The 16,357-nt window shown below is 70.1% G+C and carries 15 protein-coding genes; 5 read left to right on the top strand and 10 right to left on the bottom strand.

All coding sequences use genetic code 11. The features are described from left to right. Nucleotides 1-190: 190 nt before the first annotated feature. Genes ACWGIH_RS14890 through ACWGIH_RS14875 form a run of 4 tightly spaced genes read left to right on the top strand, consistent with a single transcriptional unit; the run spans nucleotide 191 to nucleotide 3,788 of the window. Complete coding sequence (locus ACWGIH_RS14890) at nucleotides 191-1,201, top strand: ABC transporter ATP-binding protein (RefSeq protein ID WP_453449215.1); 1,011 nt, start codon at nucleotides 191-193, stop codon at nucleotides 1,199-1,201. Continuing rightward, the gene (locus ACWGIH_RS14885) at nucleotides 1,191-2,096 is read left to right on the top strand and encodes an ABC transporter permease (protein WP_453449165.1); all 906 of its coding nucleotides are present in this window, start codon (nucleotides 1,191-1,193) and stop codon (nucleotides 2,094-2,096) included. Before ACWGIH_RS14890 ends, ACWGIH_RS14885 begins: the two co-directional genes overlap by 11 nt. A 49-nt stretch (nucleotides 2,097-2,145) precedes the next feature. Continuing rightward, on the top strand, nucleotides 2,146-3,057 hold the full coding sequence (locus ACWGIH_RS14880; protein ID WP_453449166.1) for an ABC transporter ATP-binding protein: 912 nt from the start codon (nucleotides 2,146-2,148) through the stop codon (nucleotides 3,055-3,057). A gap of 11 nt (nucleotides 3,058-3,068) precedes the next feature. Continuing rightward, nucleotides 3,069-3,788 (top strand): ABC transporter permease subunit, encoded by a 720-nt coding sequence (locus ACWGIH_RS14875; RefSeq protein ID WP_453449167.1) that lies wholly within the window; start codon nucleotides 3,069-3,071, stop codon nucleotides 3,786-3,788. Nucleotides 3,789-4,081: 293 nt separating this feature from the next. Here the strand turns inward: ACWGIH_RS14875 and ACWGIH_RS14870 are convergent, their stop codons facing one another. From ACWGIH_RS14870 to ACWGIH_RS14830, 9 genes are all read right to left on the bottom strand, one after another. Further along, nucleotides 4,082-4,915, bottom strand: a complete 834-nt coding sequence (locus ACWGIH_RS14870; protein ID WP_453449168.1) for an HAD family hydrolase — start codon at nucleotides 4,913-4,915, stop codon at nucleotides 4,082-4,084. Then, complete coding sequence (gene serS / locus ACWGIH_RS14865) at nucleotides 4,912-6,201, bottom strand: serine--tRNA ligase (RefSeq protein ID WP_453449169.1); 1,290 nt, start codon at nucleotides 6,199-6,201, stop codon at nucleotides 4,912-4,914. The genes ACWGIH_RS14870 and serS overlap by 4 nt, the downstream gene beginning before the upstream one ends. A 570-nt stretch (nucleotides 6,202-6,771) precedes the next feature. Continuing rightward, nucleotides 6,772-7,707 (bottom strand): prephenate dehydratase, encoded by a 936-nt coding sequence (gene pheA, locus ACWGIH_RS14860; RefSeq protein WP_453449170.1) that lies wholly within the window; start codon nucleotides 7,705-7,707, stop codon nucleotides 6,772-6,774. A 90-nt stretch (nucleotides 7,708-7,797) separates the two neighbouring features. Continuing rightward, nucleotides 7,798-9,030: an iron uptake transporter deferrochelatase/peroxidase subunit gene (gene efeB, locus ACWGIH_RS14855; protein WP_453449171.1), complete on the bottom strand. Its 1,233-nt coding sequence runs from the start codon at nucleotides 9,028-9,030 to the stop codon at nucleotides 7,798-7,800. Nucleotides 9,031-9,041: 11 nt separating this feature from the next. Then, nucleotides 9,042-11,084 (bottom strand): copper resistance CopC/CopD family protein, encoded by a 2,043-nt coding sequence (locus ACWGIH_RS14850; RefSeq protein ID WP_453449172.1) that lies wholly within the window; start codon nucleotides 11,082-11,084, stop codon nucleotides 9,042-9,044. Between the two features lie 14 nt (nucleotides 11,085-11,098). Next, nucleotides 11,099-11,587, bottom strand: a complete 489-nt coding sequence (locus tag ACWGIH_RS14845; protein ID WP_453449173.1) for a copper chaperone PCu(A)C — start codon at nucleotides 11,585-11,587, stop codon at nucleotides 11,099-11,101. After that, nucleotides 11,584-12,234 (bottom strand): SCO family protein, encoded by a 651-nt coding sequence (locus ACWGIH_RS14840; protein ID WP_453449174.1) that lies wholly within the window; start codon nucleotides 12,232-12,234, stop codon nucleotides 11,584-11,586. The genes ACWGIH_RS14845 and ACWGIH_RS14840 overlap by 4 nt, the downstream gene beginning before the upstream one ends. Nucleotides 12,235-12,314: 80 nt before the next feature. Further along, on the bottom strand, nucleotides 12,315-13,043 hold the full coding sequence (locus ACWGIH_RS14835; RefSeq protein ID WP_453449216.1) for a YcnI family copper-binding membrane protein: 729 nt from the start codon (nucleotides 13,041-13,043) through the stop codon (nucleotides 12,315-12,317). 192 nt (nucleotides 13,044-13,235) lie between these two features. Continuing rightward, nucleotides 13,236-14,057 (bottom strand): hypothetical protein, encoded by an 822-nt coding sequence (locus ACWGIH_RS14830; protein WP_453449175.1) that lies wholly within the window; start codon nucleotides 14,055-14,057, stop codon nucleotides 13,236-13,238. Between the two features lie 269 nt (nucleotides 14,058-14,326). Between ACWGIH_RS14830 and ACWGIH_RS14825 the strand changes: the two genes are divergently transcribed. Continuing rightward, nucleotides 14,327-14,773, top strand: coding sequence for an ATP-binding protein (locus ACWGIH_RS14825; RefSeq protein ID WP_453449176.1), 447 nt, complete (start codon nucleotides 14,327-14,329; stop codon nucleotides 14,771-14,773). A 106-nt stretch (nucleotides 14,774-14,879) separates the two neighbouring features. Here ACWGIH_RS14825 and pdxR read toward each other — a convergent pair whose 3' ends face one another. After that, a complete protein-coding gene (gene pdxR, locus ACWGIH_RS14820) occupies nucleotides 14,880-16,355 on the bottom strand; it encodes a MocR-like pyridoxine biosynthesis transcription factor PdxR (RefSeq protein ID WP_453449177.1) in 1,476 nt (491 codons plus the stop codon). Between the last annotated feature and the right edge of the window lie 2 nt (nucleotides 16,356-16,357).

Below are 16,357 nucleotides of genomic sequence, written 5' to 3'. Positions count from 1 at the left end.
GACAATGCTCGGCGGCTACGTCAATAGCTGTGCACGAGCCGGGCCCGACTCCAGGGCTGGCTGCGGGACATCCCCCAAGGGTCGACCTCAGGAGGACCCTTACGGGCCCGTAATACCCGAGAGTGAGGCGAGGACAGGACCCTGGTCTGACGCCCGATGTGGCCTGCGCCACTACCTTCGAATCGTGACTGTGATCGCGACCGAAAGCCTGAGCAAGCGGTTCCCGAGGGTGACCGCACTTGACCGGCTCTCCATGGATATCGGGCCCGGTGTGACCGGACTCGTCGGAGCCAACGGAGCCGGCAAGTCCACACTGATCAAGATCCTGCTGGGTCTGTCCCCCGCCACGGAGGGCACCGCCGCCGTGCTCGGACTCGACGTCGCCACCAGTGGCGGTCAGATCCGTGAGCGCGTCGGCTATATGCCCGAGCACGACTGCCTGCCGCCGGACGTCTCGGCCACCGAGTTCGTCGTCCACATGGCGCGCATGTCGGGGCTGCCGCCCACGGCGGCCCGCGAGCGCACCGCGGACACACTGCGGCACGTCGGTCTGTACGAGGAGCGCTACCGCCCCATCGGGGGCTACTCGACGGGCATGAAACAGCGCGTCAAGCTCGCGCAGGCCCTCGTCCACGACCCCGACCTGGTCTTCCTGGACGAACCGACCAACGGCCTCGACCCCGTGGGCCGCGACGAGATGCTCGACCTCATCCGCCGCGTCCACACGGACTTCGGCATCTCCGTCCTGGTCACCTCGCACCTGCTCGGTGAGCTGGAGCGCACCTGTGACCACGTCGTCGTCATCGACGGCGGCAAGCTCCTGCGGTCCAGCTCCACCACCGACTTCACCCAGACCACCACGACGCTGGCCGTCGAGGTGACGGACACCGACGAACACCCCGACGGCACCCAGGTGTTCCGCGACGCGCTGCAGGGCCGGGGGGTCGCCACCCACGAGGGAAGCGGCCTGCCCGGCGCCGGGCACACCGTGCTGCTCGAAGCGACCGGCGAGGAGACGTACGACCTGGTCCGCGACCTCGTCGCGGACCTCGGCCTCGGTCTGGTCCGGATGGAGCAGCGCAGGCACCACATCGCCGAGGTCTTCCAGTCCGAACGAACCGAGCAACCCGAACCAACCGAGCAGCCCGAGCAACCCGAGCAGACGGATGCGCGGAAGGAGGCGGTCCGCCATGGCGGTTGAGCAGCCCCCGGCACACGCCGGTGAACAGACCCAGATCCACAACATCGGCTATCGCAACTACGACGGCCCGCGCCTGGGCCGCGCCTACGCCCGCCGCTCGCTCTTCTCGCAGAGCCTGCGCGGGGCTTACGGCCTTGGCCGCTCGGCCAAGTCCAAGGTTCTCCCCATGATCCTCTTCGCGGTGATGTGCGTACCCGCCGCGATCATGGTGGCGGTCGCCGTGACCACCAAGGCGAACGACCTCCCCCTCGACTACACCCGCTACGCGATCGTGCTGCAGGCCGTCATCAGTCTCTATCTCGCCGCCCAGGCCCCCCAGACCGTCTCGCGCGACCTGCGCTTCAAGACCGTCCCCCTCTACTTCTCCCGCCCCATCGAGCACAGCGACTACGTACGCGCCAAGTTCGCGGCGATGGCCTCGGCTCTCTTCGTCCTCACGGCCGCACCGCTGCTCGTCCTCTACGTGGGAGCGCTGCTCGCCAAGCTCGACTTCGCCGACCAGACGAAGGGCTTCGGCCAGGGTCTCGTCTCCGTGGCGCTGCTCTCGCTCCTCTTCTCCGGTCTCGCCCTCATCATCTCGGCGATCACACCCCGCCGCGGCTTCGGGATCGCCGCCGTCATCGCCGTCCTGACCATCAGCTACGGGGCGGTGTCCACGGTCCAGGCCATTGCCTACGAACAGGGCAGCACCGACGCCATCGCCTGGCTCGGTCTCTTCTCGCCGATCACGCTCATCGACGGCGTACAGACCGCCTTCCTCGGCGCGACCTCCGCCTTCCCCGGAGGGGAAGGCCCCTCGTCCGGCACGGGCGTGGTCTACGTGATCGTCGTCCTCGCCCTCATCGCGGGCTCCTACGGCGCACTGCTGCGCCGCTACCGAAAGGTCGGGCTGTGAGCGCCCACCCGTCGCCCGCCACCACCCTTCTAAGGAACGGGCTGCGCCCATGAGCACTATCCTCATCGACCACACCAGCCGCTGGTTCGGCAACGTGGTGGCGGTCAACGACATCACGATGAACGTCGGTCCGGGCGTCACCGGCCTCCTCGGCCCGAACGGCGCGGGGAAGTCCACCCTCATCAACATGATGGGCGGATTCCTCGCCCCCTCCACCGGCAGCGTCACCCTCGACGCCAAGCCGATCTGGCGCAACGAACAGATCTACAAGGACATCGGCATCGTTCCCGAGCGCGAGGGGATGTACGACTTCCTCACCGGACGCGAATTCGTCGTCGCCAACGCCGAGTTGCACGGTCTGGACGAGCGGGCCGCGCACAAGGCCCTCGCCACGGTCGAGATGGAGTACGCGCAGGACCGCAAGATCTCGACGTACAGCAAGGGCATGCGGCAGCGCGTGAAGATGGCGTCCGCCCTCGTCCACGAACCCTCCGTGCTCCTGCTCGACGAACCGTTCAACGGCATGGACCCCCGCCAGCGCATGCAGCTGATGGACCTGCTGCGACGCATGGGAGACGAGGGCCGCACGGTTCTGTTCTCCTCGCACATCCTCGAAGAGGTCGAGCAACTGGCCTCGCACATCGAGGTGATCGTGGCCGGCCGCCACGCGGCGAGCGGTGACTTCCGCAAGATCCGGCGCCTGATGACCGACCGCCCCCACCGCTACCTCGTGCGTTCCAGCGACGACCGCGCCCTGGCCGCCGCCCTGATCGCGGACCCGTCGACGGCGGGGATCGAAGTCGACCTCAAGGAAGGCGCCCTGCGCATCCAGGCCATCGACTTCGGGCGCTTCACCGCTCTGTTGCCACGCATCGCCCGCGATCACGACATCCGGCTCCTCACGGTCTCGCCCTCGGACGAGTCCCTCGAGTCGGTCTTCTCCTACCTCGTCGCGGCCTGAAGGGAGCCATCGTGTACGACCCCACTGTCGCCCGGCTCACCTACCGGGCCCTGCTCGGCCGCCGCCGGGCACTGATCCTCCTGGCCCTGCCCGTCCTGCTGGTCGTCATCGCCGCCGCGGTCCGCGGATTCAACGGCGCCGACGACCAGGTCGCCTCCGACCTCCTCGGTGGCTTCGCGCTCGCCACGATGGTGCCGATCATCGGTGTCATCGCGGGCACCGGAGCCATCGGCCCGGAGATCGACGACGGCTCCGTCGTCTATCTCCTCTCCAAGCCGGTCAAGCGGCCCACGATCATCGTCACCAAGCTCACCATCGCCATCGCGGTCACCATGGCCTTCTCCGCGGTCCCGACGTTCATCGCGGGCATGATCCTGAACGGCAACGGCCAGCAGATCGCCGTGGCCTACACGATCGCCGCCCTGGTCGCCTCCATCGCGTACGCGGCGATCTTCCTGCTCCTGGGCACCATCACCCGGCACGCGGTCGTCTTCGGGCTCGTCTACGCCCTCGTGTGGGAGACCCTCTTCGGGTCGCTCGTCCCTGGTGCGCGCACGCTCAGTGTCCAGCAGTGGTCGCTCGCCGTCGCCCAGAAGACGGCGGGCGGCGACCTGGTCACCTCGGACGTCGGACTGCCGGTCGCCACGGTGCTTCTTGTCGGTGTCACGGTCCTGGCCACCTGGTACGCCGGGCAGAAGCTGCGGTCGCTGACCCTGGCCGGGGAGGAGTGATTAATTCGGTGGCGGGCACATCGCGGCGCGGGCACAGTAGGTGTGTCACCGCGCCACGACCCTGGCGCCCGCTTACCGGGAGAGGAGCCGACGTGTCCTTCACCAGTCCGTCGAGTTCCCGGCAGGGCAGCCCGCGGCAGGCTCCGGAGTAGTCACTCGCTCCGTGGAGCCCCGCCCGGCGGAGAGCTGCCCGGGGCGGCCGCTTCGAGCGCGCACCTCGCTGCGCGGGCCGCCCACCCGAACACGCACTGAGCCGGGCACCGCCATGCGGAGCCCGGCTCAGTGCGTGGTGCTCAGACCCGCTGACCGAGAAGCTTCTCCAGGACCGCCGCGATGCCGTCGTCCTCGTTCGACGTCGTCACCTCGTCGGCAACCGTCTTGAGCTCCTCATGGGCGTTGGCCATCGCCACGCCGTGAGCCGCCCAGCCGAACATCGGTATGTCGTTGGGCATGTCCCCGAAAGCGATCGTGTCCGCGGCCTTCGCGCCGAGGCGGCGCGCCGCGAGGGACAGGCCCGTCGCCTTGGAGAGACCGAGGGGAAGCAGCTCGACGATGCCCTCGCCGGCCATCGTCACGCCGACCAGACCACCCGCCACCTGACGCGCGACCGAGGCCAGCTCGTCGTCGCTCAGGCCCGGGTGCTGGACGTACACCTTGTTCAGCGGAGCGGCCCACAGCTCGGCGACATCCGTGAACGGGACGGCGGGCAGCGGACCGTCCTGCACCACGTACCCAGGACCGACGATCACCTCGCCGTCGAGGCCGTCACGGCTCGCGGCCAGCGCCAGCGGGCCGATCTCCGCCTCTATCTTGGCGAGGGCGATACCGGCCAGCTGCCGGTCGAGCGTGACCGACGTGAGCAGCCGGTGCTCGCCCGCGTGGTAGACCTGCGCGCCCTGCCCGCACACCGCCAGGCCGTCATAGCCCAGGTCGTCGAGGATGTGCCGGGTCCACGGCACGGCACGGCCGGTGACGATGATGTGCGCGGCGCCCGCCGCGGTGGCCGCGGTGAGCGCGTCGCGCGTACGCGCCGAGACCGTGTCGTCGGAGCGCAGGAGCGTTCCGTCGAGGTCGGTCGCGACCAGCTTGTACGGGAAGGAGGGCGTGGCGGGAGCAGGGTGGCTCACTTGTTGATGGGCTCCAAGATCTCTCGTCCCCCCAGATACGGACGCAGCACCTCGGGCACCCACACGGAGCCGTCGGCCTGCTGGTGGTTCTCCAGAAGGGCGACGATCGTGCGCGGGACGGCGCAGAGCGTGCCGTTCAGCGTCGCGAGCGGCTGCGTCACCTTCTTGCCGTCGCTCTCGTCGCGCATCCGGATCGACAGCCGGCGCGACTGGAAGCTGTCGCAGTTCGACGCGGACGTCAGCTCGCGGTACTTGCCCTGCGTCGGGATCCACGCCTCGCAGTCGAACTTCCGCGACGCTGATGAGCCCAGGTCGCCGGTGGCCACGTCGATCACCTGGAACGGCAGGCCGAGGCCCGTCAGCCACTGCTTCTCCCACTCCAGGAGCCGCTGGTGCTCGTTCTCCGCGTCCGCCGGGTCGACGTACGAGAACATCTCGACCTTGTCGAACTGGTGCACGCGGAAGATGCCGCGGGTGTCCTTGCCGTACGTGCCGGCCTCACGGCGGAAACAGGGCGAGAAGCCCGCGTACCGCAGGGGCAGCTTGTCGGCGTCGATGATCTCGTCCATGTGGTAACCGGCGAGCGCGACCTCGGAGGTGCCGACCAGGTAGTAGTCGTCCTTCTCCAGGTGGTAGACGTTCTCGGCGGCCTGGCCGAGGAAGCCCGTGCCCTCCATGGCGCGCGGGCGGACCAGGGCGGGCGTCAGCATCGGGATGAACCCGGCCTCCGTCGCCTGGGCGATCGCCGCGTTCACCAGGGCCAGTTCGAGCAGGGCGCCGACACCGGTCAGGTAGTAGAAGCGCGATCCGGAGACCTTCGCGCCGCGCTCGACGTCGATGGCGCCGAGCAGCTCGCCGAGCTCCAGGTGGTCCTTGGGCTCGAAGCCCTCGGCCGCGAAGTCGCGCGGGGTGCCGATGGTGTCGAGGACGACGAAGTCCTCCTCGCCGCCGACCGGGACGTCCGGGTGGACCAGGTTGCCCAGCTGGCCAAGGAGCCGCTTGGTCTCCTCGTCGGCCTCGTCCTGCGCGGTGTTGGCCGCCTTGACGGCGGCGGAGAGCTCGCCGGCCTTCTTCAGGAGCTCGGCCTTCTCGTCACCCGAGGCCTTGGGGATGAGCTTGCCGAGCGCCTTCTGCTCGGAACGGAGCTCGTCGAAGCGGAGCCCGGACGACCTGCGCCGCTCGTCGGCGGAGAGCAGGGCGTCGACAAGCGCGACGTCCTCTCCACGGGCGCGCTGGGAGGCGCGAACACGGTCGGGGTCCTCACGGAGCAGGCGAAGGTCAATCACCCCACCAGGCTACCGTCGAGCGCTTCCGGCTCTCGACTCGATATAGCACCGCGTAGCGTTATGACCGATTTGCCGGAATGGGAATTCCTGCCTCGATGCGTCCCATGAGTGCCGGGCTCAGGGTCAATGAAAAGGGTGCCATTCCCCGAAATGGGGCAGAGGGGACTCGCCCCCTTGACCCGATCTCCTTGCGTGGGGCGGGACTTGAGGCCTCGTTGTCCACAGGAATATCCCCTGTCGAAAAGTTATCCACAGGCTGTGCGAAAGATCTGTGGATGCCGGAAGAGATCGTTCCGAAAGCCGCATGCGCGACGAAGGATTCCCGTCCCAAACCACCCTCACACCCACTTTCGAGTGGAAATGGTTCGCTCCAAAGAGTTGATCAATGGAAAAGAGTGGACGAGGGGTGACGTGCGCGGCTGTGGACGGACTTGTGGGTTGTAGGCCGATTTGTCGACCATGTCACGCTTCGTTGTCGACTTGTCCCCAGGTCGAGAACGGCCCCTGTGGATAACTTTGTGGACAACGTAAATCAGCAGGTAAGACCGCTCGCTCGACCCGGCGGTCGGCTCAGAACCGGCCGTCCTGGCACTGGGTCAGCCAGTCCGACGCCGCGAGGAACTCGCCGTCGGTGGTCCCCGGCCGCGGCGGCCGCAGATCGGCGGGCGACACTCCCGCACGCGGGTACGACCCGAGGAAGCGCACCTGAGGGCAGATCCGCTTGAGGCCCATCAGGGCCTCGCCCACGCGGCGGTCCGTGATGTGGCCCTCGGCGTCCACGGAGAAGCAGTAGTTGCCGATGCGCTGGCCGGTGGGCCGCGATTCGATCCGCATCAGGTTGACGCCCCGTACGGCGAACTCCTGGAGCAGTTCGAGCAGGGCGCCGGGATGGTCGTCGCCGAGCCAGATGACCACCGAGGTCTTGTCCGCGCCGGTCGGCGCAGCGGGGCGGGCCGGGCGACCCACCAGAACGAAGCGGGTCTCGGCGGTCGCCGCGTCATGGATCTCGCTGACCAGGGGCTCCAGGCCGTACGTCGCCGCCGCGAACTCGCCCGCGAAGGCCGCGTCGAAGCGGCCCTCCTGGACCAGGCGCGCACCGTCCGCGTTCGAGGCGGCCGACTCCCACAGGGCGTCCGGCAGGTTCGCTGCGAGCCAGTTGCGGACCTGGGGCTGGGCAACCGGGTGGCCGGTCACCGTCTTGATGTCCTTGAGCTGCGTGCCCGGCCGGACGAGCAGCGCGAAGGCGATCGGCAGCACGACCTCGCGGTAGATCATCAGGGGCGCGCCCTTGGCGAGCTCGTCGACGGTGGTCGTGACACCGCCCTCGACGGAGTTCTCGATCGGCACCAGCGCGGCAGCCGCGTCGCCGCTCCGGACCGCGTCCAGCGCGGCCGGCACGGACACCATCGGAACGAGCTCCCTGGTGGCCGCTTCCGGGAGCGTACGGAGGGCGGCCTCGGTGAAGGTGCCCTCGGGGCCGAGATAGGTGTAGCGCATCGCCGACATACCGTCACCCTAATGGCCTGCCCGTGGCACGGCTCGCGCGTCTCACGAAGCGGCGCCCGCCCCGCGTACCCACGAGACCGGGTCCCAGCGCTACCCCTCCAGCAGCCGCTGCCCCACGTACTCGCCCTTCGCGGCCCCGCCCGGCACCGCGAAGAGCCCGCTCGCCTCGTGCCGGATGAACTCCGACAGCGCGTCCCCGCGGTCGAGCTTGCGCTGCACCGGCACGAAGCCGCGGAGGGGGTCCGCCTGCCAGCACACGAAGAGCAGGCCCGCGTCCGGCTCCCCGTCCTTGTCGAAGCCGTCGTGGTACGAGAACGGGCGGCGCAGCATCGCGGAGCCGCCGTTCTGGTCGGGTCGGGTGATGCGGGAGTGGGCGTTGAGGGCGATGACGTACTTGCCATCCGCACCCGCCTTCTCCAGCTTCGGCTCGGTGGTCTCCGTGCCGCCGGTCAGCGGTGATCCGTCCGACTTGTGGCGCCCGATGACCGCCTCCTGGTCCTTGACGCCGAGCTTCTCCCAGTCGTCGAGGAGCATCCGGATGCGGCGCACGACGACGTACGAGCCGCCCGCCATCCAGGACGGGTCCCCCGTGGCGGGCACGAAGATCCGGCGGTCGAAGTCGTCCTCCGACGGCTTCGGGTTGTTGGTGCCGTCGATCTGGCCCATCAGGTTGCGGGTCGTCATCGGCTGTGCGGTCGCGCCGGGTGAACGGTTGAAGCCGTTCATCTGCCAGCGCACCCGTGCCGCGTCGCCCGCCTCCTTCTGGAGTGCGCGCAGCGCGTGGAAGGCGACGAGCGGGTCGTTCGCGCCGATCTGCACCCACAGGTCGCCGTCGCTGCGCGCCTTGTCGAGGTGGTCGGAGGAGAAGTCCGGCAGCGGGTCGAGCGCCGACGGGCGCTGCTTCTCCAGGCCGGTGCGCCCGAAGAAGCTGTGCCCGAAGCCGAAGGTGACGCTCAACGACGACGGGCCCGCGTCCCGGGCGACATCCGTGTCCTCGCCCGCCGGAGCCTTGCCCGCCATCAACCGCTCGGCCGTCGCCGACCAGCGCCGCAGCAGCGCGGCGGCTTCCTTGCGGCCCGCGCCCGCGGTCAGATCGAAGGCGACCAGATGGCCGCGGGACTGGACGGGCGTGGTGATGCCGGGCTGATGTTTCCCGTGAAACATGACCGTGTCCGCGCCAAGGGACGCAAGCGACGCCGCTTTCCCGGGGGTGTCCGAGGGCGCCGCCGCATACCCGGCCGCACCACCCGCCGCGCCGAGCGCGAGACCGGTGGCGCCAGCGGTGCCGAGCAGCCGCCGTCTCGAAATCCCGTTGTCCGCCATGGTGGTTCCGTTCAGCCGATCTGCGCGTTCTTGTTCACGGTCACTTGGTCGATGTCGGAGGTGCGCACCGTCACCGCGACCTTCCAGTTGCCCGCCATCGGGATCTGGACCCCGGTGGAGCTCCAGTGTCCGGTGGCGATGTGGTCCGGGACGACGGGCAGCGGTCCGACATCCTTCGACTTGAGGGTGAACGACACCTTCACCTCGGGGATGTCGAAGGCGCTGCCGTTCGGCCGCTTCACGAAGATGTGCATGTCGTTGCTGCCGGTGCGACCGGGGTCCAGGTCGAGCTGCAAGGTGCCCTTGCCGTCCTCGGAGCCCGTGTCGAAGGGGATCTTGAGGGTGAGCGGACCGGTTCGCTGGGCGGCCGCGGCCGTCTTCGAAGCCGCCGCTTCCTCCTCCGTGCGGCCCGGCTCGGTCGAGGTGAGGACCGTGGTGACGGCGAGCAGGACGACGGCGACGCCCGCCTCGGCGAGCACGGAGCGCCGCAGGCCTGACCGGTTCGGGTCGGCGTCGCGGATCCGCTTCTCGCGGGCGGTGGTCATGGCGGCCTGCTGGCGGGCGAGTTGAGCGGAGCGCTTGGCGTCCTTGGAATCCTTGGGGCCCTTGGAGTCCTTGGGGCCCTTGGAGTCCTTGGCGTCCTTGGAGTCCGCGCCGGCGCCCCCGGCGGGCACGGTCACCGGCTTCTTCTCCACACGCTTGGCCGCCGCGCGCTTCTCGGCCTGCTTGTGGGCGTGCTTCTCGACGACGCTCGCCGCGGCGGCCTCCGGCGCCATGTCGCCCGCCTGGCCCGCGATCCGCGCCGTCCAGCGCCGGGAGATCCAGGCGATGCCGACGAGGACGACCACCAGGCCGATCTTGATGAGGAGCAGCTGTCCGTACCACGTGCCGGTGAGCGCCGACCATGAGCCGACCTGCCGCCAGGACTGGTAGAGCCCGGTCGCGGCCAGGGCGACGACGCTGCAGAACGCCACACGCGAGAAGCGCCGCACCGCCCCGGCCTCCACCGACGGCGCGAAGTAGAGGGCGACGACGAGCGCCGCGAGCCCGCCGAGCCAGGCAGCGACGGCGAGCAGGTGCACGACGTCCACAGGCATCGCGATACCGGCCTGGATGCCGGTCGAGGCATGCTCGGCCATGGCCCAGGTCGCGCCGAGTCCGACGGCGACGACGCCTCCGCCGATCGCGAGCCCGAAGGTGAGGTCCTTGCGCTCCTTGGGGTCGGTCCGCTTCTCGTACGCGCCGAAGAGCACCGCGATGAAGAGCGCGGCGGCGGCGAGCAGCAGCAACCGTGAGACGAGCGCGGCGCCCGTCTTCGTCTGGAGCACGTCGCCGAGCTTGGCCATGTCGAAGGCGTCGGCGAGCTTCCCGGACCCGGTGTAGGGCGCGCGGAGCAGCAGCATCACGAGGGTGGACGCGGTGAGCGTGACCCAGCCCGACACCACGAGACGCTGCACGGGGCGTACGCCGGCGCCGCGCGGCCAGCAGCCGAGCACGAAGGCGGCCCCGCCGACGACGAGGATGAACCCGGCGTACGAGAGGTAGCGCGTGAAGTCGTAGAGCCCGCCCACGAACCCGCCGCCCGCCTCCTGGTCCGGCAGCGCGACCTTTGTGTCGGAGGGCGCCCCCACGGAGAAGGTGTAGGCGCCGGAGATCGGGTGGCTGTCGGCGGAGACGACTTGATAGGCCACGGTGAAGGTGCCGTCGGGCAGCCCCTTGTGCAGCTTCACGCCGTACGTGTTCGAGCCGAGGTCACTGGTCTTGCCGGTGTCGACGCGCTTGCCGGCCGGGTCGAGCACCCGTACGGAGCCGTCGGACATGGCGACCTTCTCCGAGAAGGTCAGCGACACGCCGGCGGGCGCCTGGTCGACCACCGCCCCCTGCTTGGGATCGCTGCCCGTCAGCGCGGCATGGGCGGAGGCGGGTGCCGCCGTGGCCAGCAGGGCGCCGAGGAAGACGGCGACGACGAGCAGGAGCCGTCCGACGCCGGGGGTTATCCCGAGGCGGGCGGCGGCCCCGGAGCGAGCTCCACTGCGGGGAGCGATGGTCTGCATCAGCGATCAGTCCCTCAGTGCGACGCGTGCTTGCCGGGCTTGGGGTTGTACGTGGCGGCCTTCACCGGGACCTCAATCTCGATCGGGTCCGACTTCTCGAAGTGCAGTGTCACGGCGACCTTGTCGCCCTGCTTCGGCTTCTGCTTCAGCTCCTCGAACATGAGGTGGTTGGCGCCCCGCGCGAAGTCGAGCTCGCCGTTCGCGGGCACGTCGAAGGACTTCTGTTCCTTCATCGCGTTGCCCTTGGTGCTGTGCAGCGTGACCTTCTTCGCGATCCCACTGGTGACCGAGGTGAGCTTGTCGGCGCCGCCCTTGTTCGTGACGGTGAAGAACCCGGAGGCCATGGTGTCCATGACGGGCTCGGGCATGAAGGCGCCGGCGACCTCGAGATCGGGCTTGTCGGCGGCCTTGGCGGCCTTGTCGGGGGAGGCGTCCGAGCAGCCCGCGAGGGCGAGCCCCGCGGTCACGGCCAGGGCGCCGCCGAGAAGGATGCGGCGGTTCACGGAGTCGCTCCCTTGACGATCTTGGGGAGGTCCTTCGTGTAGTCGTCCACGGTGGTGTCCTCGCCGTACAGCACGTACCCGGCGTCGGTCTTCGGCGAGAACGCGATGACCTGCGTGCCGTGCATCGAGACGACCTTGCCCTTCTCCTTCTTGGAGGGCTCGATGCTGATGCCGAGGGTGCGGGCGCTGCCCTGGATGGTGTCGAAGTCACCGGTCAGACCGATGAAGTCGGTGTCCTGTGCCTTGAGCCACTTGCCGAGGGCCGCGGGGGTGTCGCGCTCGGGGTCGGTGGTGACGAAGACGACCTGGAGCTTGTCCTGTTCGGCCTTGGGCAGCGCCTTCTTGGCGACGGCGATGTTGCTCATCGTCAGGGGGCAGACGTCCGGACAGTTGGTGTAGCCGAAGTAGACGAGCGTGGGCTTGCCCTTGGTCCGCGCGCGCAGGTCGTACTTCTTGCCGTGCGTGTCCGTGAGGACGAGGTCCGGCTTCTCGAAGGGCTTGTCGAGGATGGTCGCGGCCTTGTCGCCGTTGGACTCGACGGAGACGTCCGCGACGGGCTTCTTGCCGTCGTCACCGCCACCGCAGGCGGACAGGGTGAGGGTGGCCGCGGCCAGCATGGCGGCGGCGAGCAGCTTCTTCTTGCGCATACGAAAATGTCCCAGATGTGAGGGGGGCCCGGGCGTACCGGGGGCAGGCGAAACGCCCCCGGTACGGCCCGAAGGGTGGCTCAGCTGTTGGCGCGCCGACGCCCGGCGAGCACGCCGAACGCCACACCCGCGGCGCCGACGACGATGCCGACGATGCCGAGGACGCGTGCGGTGGAGTCGCTGCTGTCGGCCGAGGCGGTCTCGCTCTCGTCGCCGGACTTCGCGTCTTCCTTGGCGTCGTCGTCGTGCGAGGCGGCGGCGCCGTGGCCCTCGGAGGCGGCGGTGAGGGCGAGGGCCGGCGCCGGGTACTCCGGCTCCTCCTGGCCCTTCTGCTGCGGCTCGATCCAGCGGACGACTTCCTTGTTGTCGTACGTCTGGACGGCCTTGAAGACGAGCTCGTCGGCGTCCTCGGGCAGTGCGCCGATGGAGAGCGGGAACTTCTGGAAGGTGCCCGGCTGGACACCCTTGCCGTCGGCGGTCCAGGTGACCTTGGAGACGGCCTCGTCGATCTTCTCGCCGTGCATCTCCAGCGGCTTGTCGAGCTTCGTCTTGGTGACCTTCGCGGTCCAGCCGGGGACGGGCGCCGTCATGACGGAGGCGAGCGGGTGGTCCTCGGGGAAGGAGATCTCGAGCTTGTTGGTCGAGGCGTCGTCCATCTCGTTCGGCACCTTGAAGTTGACCGTGGCGTAGCCGCCCTTGGCGGCCTCGCCCTCGGCGGAGACGCTGACGTGCGCGAAGGCGGGGACGGAGAGCAGCAGGACGGCGGAGGCGGCGACGCCACCGACGACGGAGACGCGGGAGGCCTTCACGGTGGACAGCGCAGACAGAACAGACATGGCAGAAACACTCCACTTTCAGCGGTGATGATCAGCACCGCCGATCAGGTCGGCAGCGGTGATCAGGGGAGAGTGCGCGCGGCGGCGAACCGAGCGGGCACGCGCGCGTGGACGCCGCCGCGCGTGAGGCACCTCTCCGTAGTGCTGCGGTAGGAGTGCGTCGCGTCAGGCAGCGAGTGCGAGTGCGGCGGTGGCCGGCGGCCCTCGCCTGATCACCGTGTGCTGGAGCGCGGTGGTGGGCGGCTTCGGCGGACCCAGGAAGGCGGTACGGGGCGCGCGGAGATCGACGCCGGGAGCTCCGGGGAGCCCGGCGCGGAGGGCGCGTACGAGACCGAGCGCCGCGCGCAGAGAACGGACGAGCGCCCCCTCGGCGACTCCGTACGCCCCGTGTGCCGAGAGCCGCACAAGGCGGAGCAGCGCGATGTCGCCGCGGCGCAGCAGCCATCCGGCGGCGACGGCGGCGAGTACGTGTCCCAGGAGCATCGGAAGCGACGGGAGCAGCGCCATCGAGCCCATCGCGGTGTCCGCCGTGGTGGCCGGAGCGCTGTGATGCGGGGAGTGGCCCGCCGCCCCGGCGCCCGGTTCCATGCCGGCGGTCGTCAGGATCCGGTGGGCCTGGGCGGGGCTGAGGGTGGCTGCTCCGGCCCCGCACACCAGACGCGCGGCCCGCTCCACCATGGAGGGCTCGGCGGACGCCACCGCCGTGCCGCCGTGCTGGCCGACACCGAAGAGCGCATGCAGGCCCACCTGCCCGGCAGCGAGTACGGCGGCGATGCCCGGCAGCGAGCGCTCACGCCCGGCGAGCGGTGCCGCCACGGCGAACACGGCGAAGAACCCGACGCCCAGCGTCCACAGCGGGACGGCGGCGCAGGAAGCGAGCACATGGCCCCCGGCGGACAGCACGACGCAGAGCACGGCGAACACCGCGGCTCTCAGCAGCCGGATGTCGACTCCGGTGCGCGCCTCGCGCTGGTGGGGGGCAGTCATGGCCGGAACATCATCGCACTGGGCCCAACCGCCGCATACGTCAGGTCCGCAAGCTCCCATGGATGCCGATGAGTGGCGTTCGATGCCCATCAGCACCGAATGGGTGCTTTTGGAGGGGCGCGAAAGAGGCTCGTGAGAGGCGTGTCTACACCGTCCCCAGCCATCCGCGCGTCGGCCGTATGGGCGGCATCACGTCAACTGCGCGCTTATACACGGGCGCTTGCGGCAATACGTATCGGTATGTCGAGCCGCGGCCAGGAGGCTGGAGCATGAGCATGTGGTGGTCTCTCCATTTGCGGCGCGAAGCTGCGAGCGTCCCGCTGGCCCGCCGATTGCTGATCGGCACGATGGAGACCGCGGGGGTGGACCCCGACGTCTCGTACGACCTGTCGGTGGCTCTCAGCGAGGCCTGCGCCAACGCGGTGGAACACGGCGGCGACGCGGTGCCTCCGGAGGGCGCGGCCGGTGCCTACCGGGTGACGGCCTACCTGGACGGCGAGAAGTGCCACATCGAAGTGGTCGACTCGGGCCCGGGATTCGTCCCCGTCGCGCAGCCCGCATCCGACACCGCCGAGCACGGGCGCGGTCTGTACCTCATCCAGGAGCTCGCCGACCACGTGCACTTCGGCAACAAGCCGGGGGGCAGGGGCGGCACGGTGATCAGCTTCGACAAGATCCTCAAGTGGCGCGAGGACACGCCGCTCGTCACGGCCTGAGGATGCTCGTCACAGCCTGAGGCCGCTCGTCACAGCCTGAGGATCCGTCCTGCCGACCGCTCTGCCGCCCGGGCCGTTGGGTTGCCGAGCCGGGTGTCCCGATGGCTCAGCCGGGCGGCAGCGCCCTGCACAGGGCCTCCAGGGCCGCTCCGTAGGCATGCTCCGGCGGGGTGGAGTAGCCGACGACCAGGCCGTCGGGCGCGGGCATCGTGGCCTCCGGGTGACGGAAGACGGCGAGGCCCTCCAGGGCAAGGCCCTGCCAGGAGGCCGCCTTCGCCGTGGACTGTTCGGTGCCGGGCGGCAACCGCAGGACGGCGTGCAGGCCCGCGGCGACACCGGTCGGGCTGATGTGCGGGGCGTGCGCGGCCAGAGCGGCGACGAGCTGGTCGCGGCGCCGGCGGTAGCGCTGACGCATCCGGCGGATGTGCCGGTCGTAATGACCTGACTCGATCAGATCGGCCAGCGTGAGCTGGTCGATCACACTCACCCACGCCTCTCGCTCGCCCTTCGCCGCGAGCACTCCGTCGATGAGGTGTTCGGGCAGAACGAGCCACCCGAGGCGCACCCCCGGAGAGAGGCTCTTGCTGACCGAGCCCATGTAGACGACGCGTTCGGGGTCCAGGCCCTGTACGGCACCCACCGGCTCCCGGTCATAGCGGAACTCGCCGTCGTAGTCGTCCTCCAGGACGAGGCCGTCGCGGGTGCGCGCCCAGTCGATCACCGCCGCGCGGCGGGTCGGGTGCAGGGGGCCGCCGGTCGGGAATTGGTGTGCGGGCGTGAGCAGTACGCCCCGGATGCCCTGACTCCCGGTCAACTCCTCGATCCGGGCGCCCTTTTCGTCGAGGCCGAGCGGGACCGTCCGTACGCCCGCGGTGGCGAGGATCGACCGATGGAAGCCGAGGCCGTACGACTCCACGGCGAGGGCGTAACCCCTGCCCGAGCGGAGCCGAGAGCTTGGCGAAGGCCCTTGCAGCATCCCGCCTCCCCCGCTCCCGAACAGCAGCCGCAGGGCGTGCGCGAACCCTGAGCACACCACGATCCGCTCCGGGTCGGTACGCACTCCACGGGCGCGCCCCAGATAACCGGCGAGCGCCCGGCGCAGCTCGACGCGCCCCCGCGGGTCACCCGGCCCGAAGGCCTCGTTCGGCGCGGAGTTGAGGGCGCGCCGGGCCGCGGCGAGCCAGGCGGTGCGCGGGAAGGAGGCGGCGTCCGGCTGGCCCTGCCGCAGGTCGTACGTGGGCGGGGCGGGCGCGGTGGGCCGGGCGGGCGCCCGCTTGGGGACGCGGGTGCGGGCGGGCGGCGCCGCCCGTTCGGCCACCCGGGTGCCGGATCCCTGCCGCGCGGTCAGCCAGCCCTCGGCCACCAGCTCGGCGTAGGCGTCGGCGACGGTGTTGCGGGCGATGCCCAGATCGGCGGCGAGGGAGCGGTAGGGCGGAAGCCGCGTCCCCGGAGCGAGCCGCCCCTCGCGCACGGCGTCCCGCAGCGCGCGGATGAGGACGGCCCGGCGGCCACCCGCGCCGGAGAGCTCGAGGTGCAGGTCGCTCCCGATGCGCTCGGCCAAATTGACCCATGATTCCGCCATGG

The sequence above is a fragment of the Streptomyces sp. NPDC054872 genome, assembly GCF_053610705.1.
The sequence above is the reverse complement of the archived record's forward strand: the minus strand, read 5'-3'. Positions and strand labels throughout refer to the sequence as shown.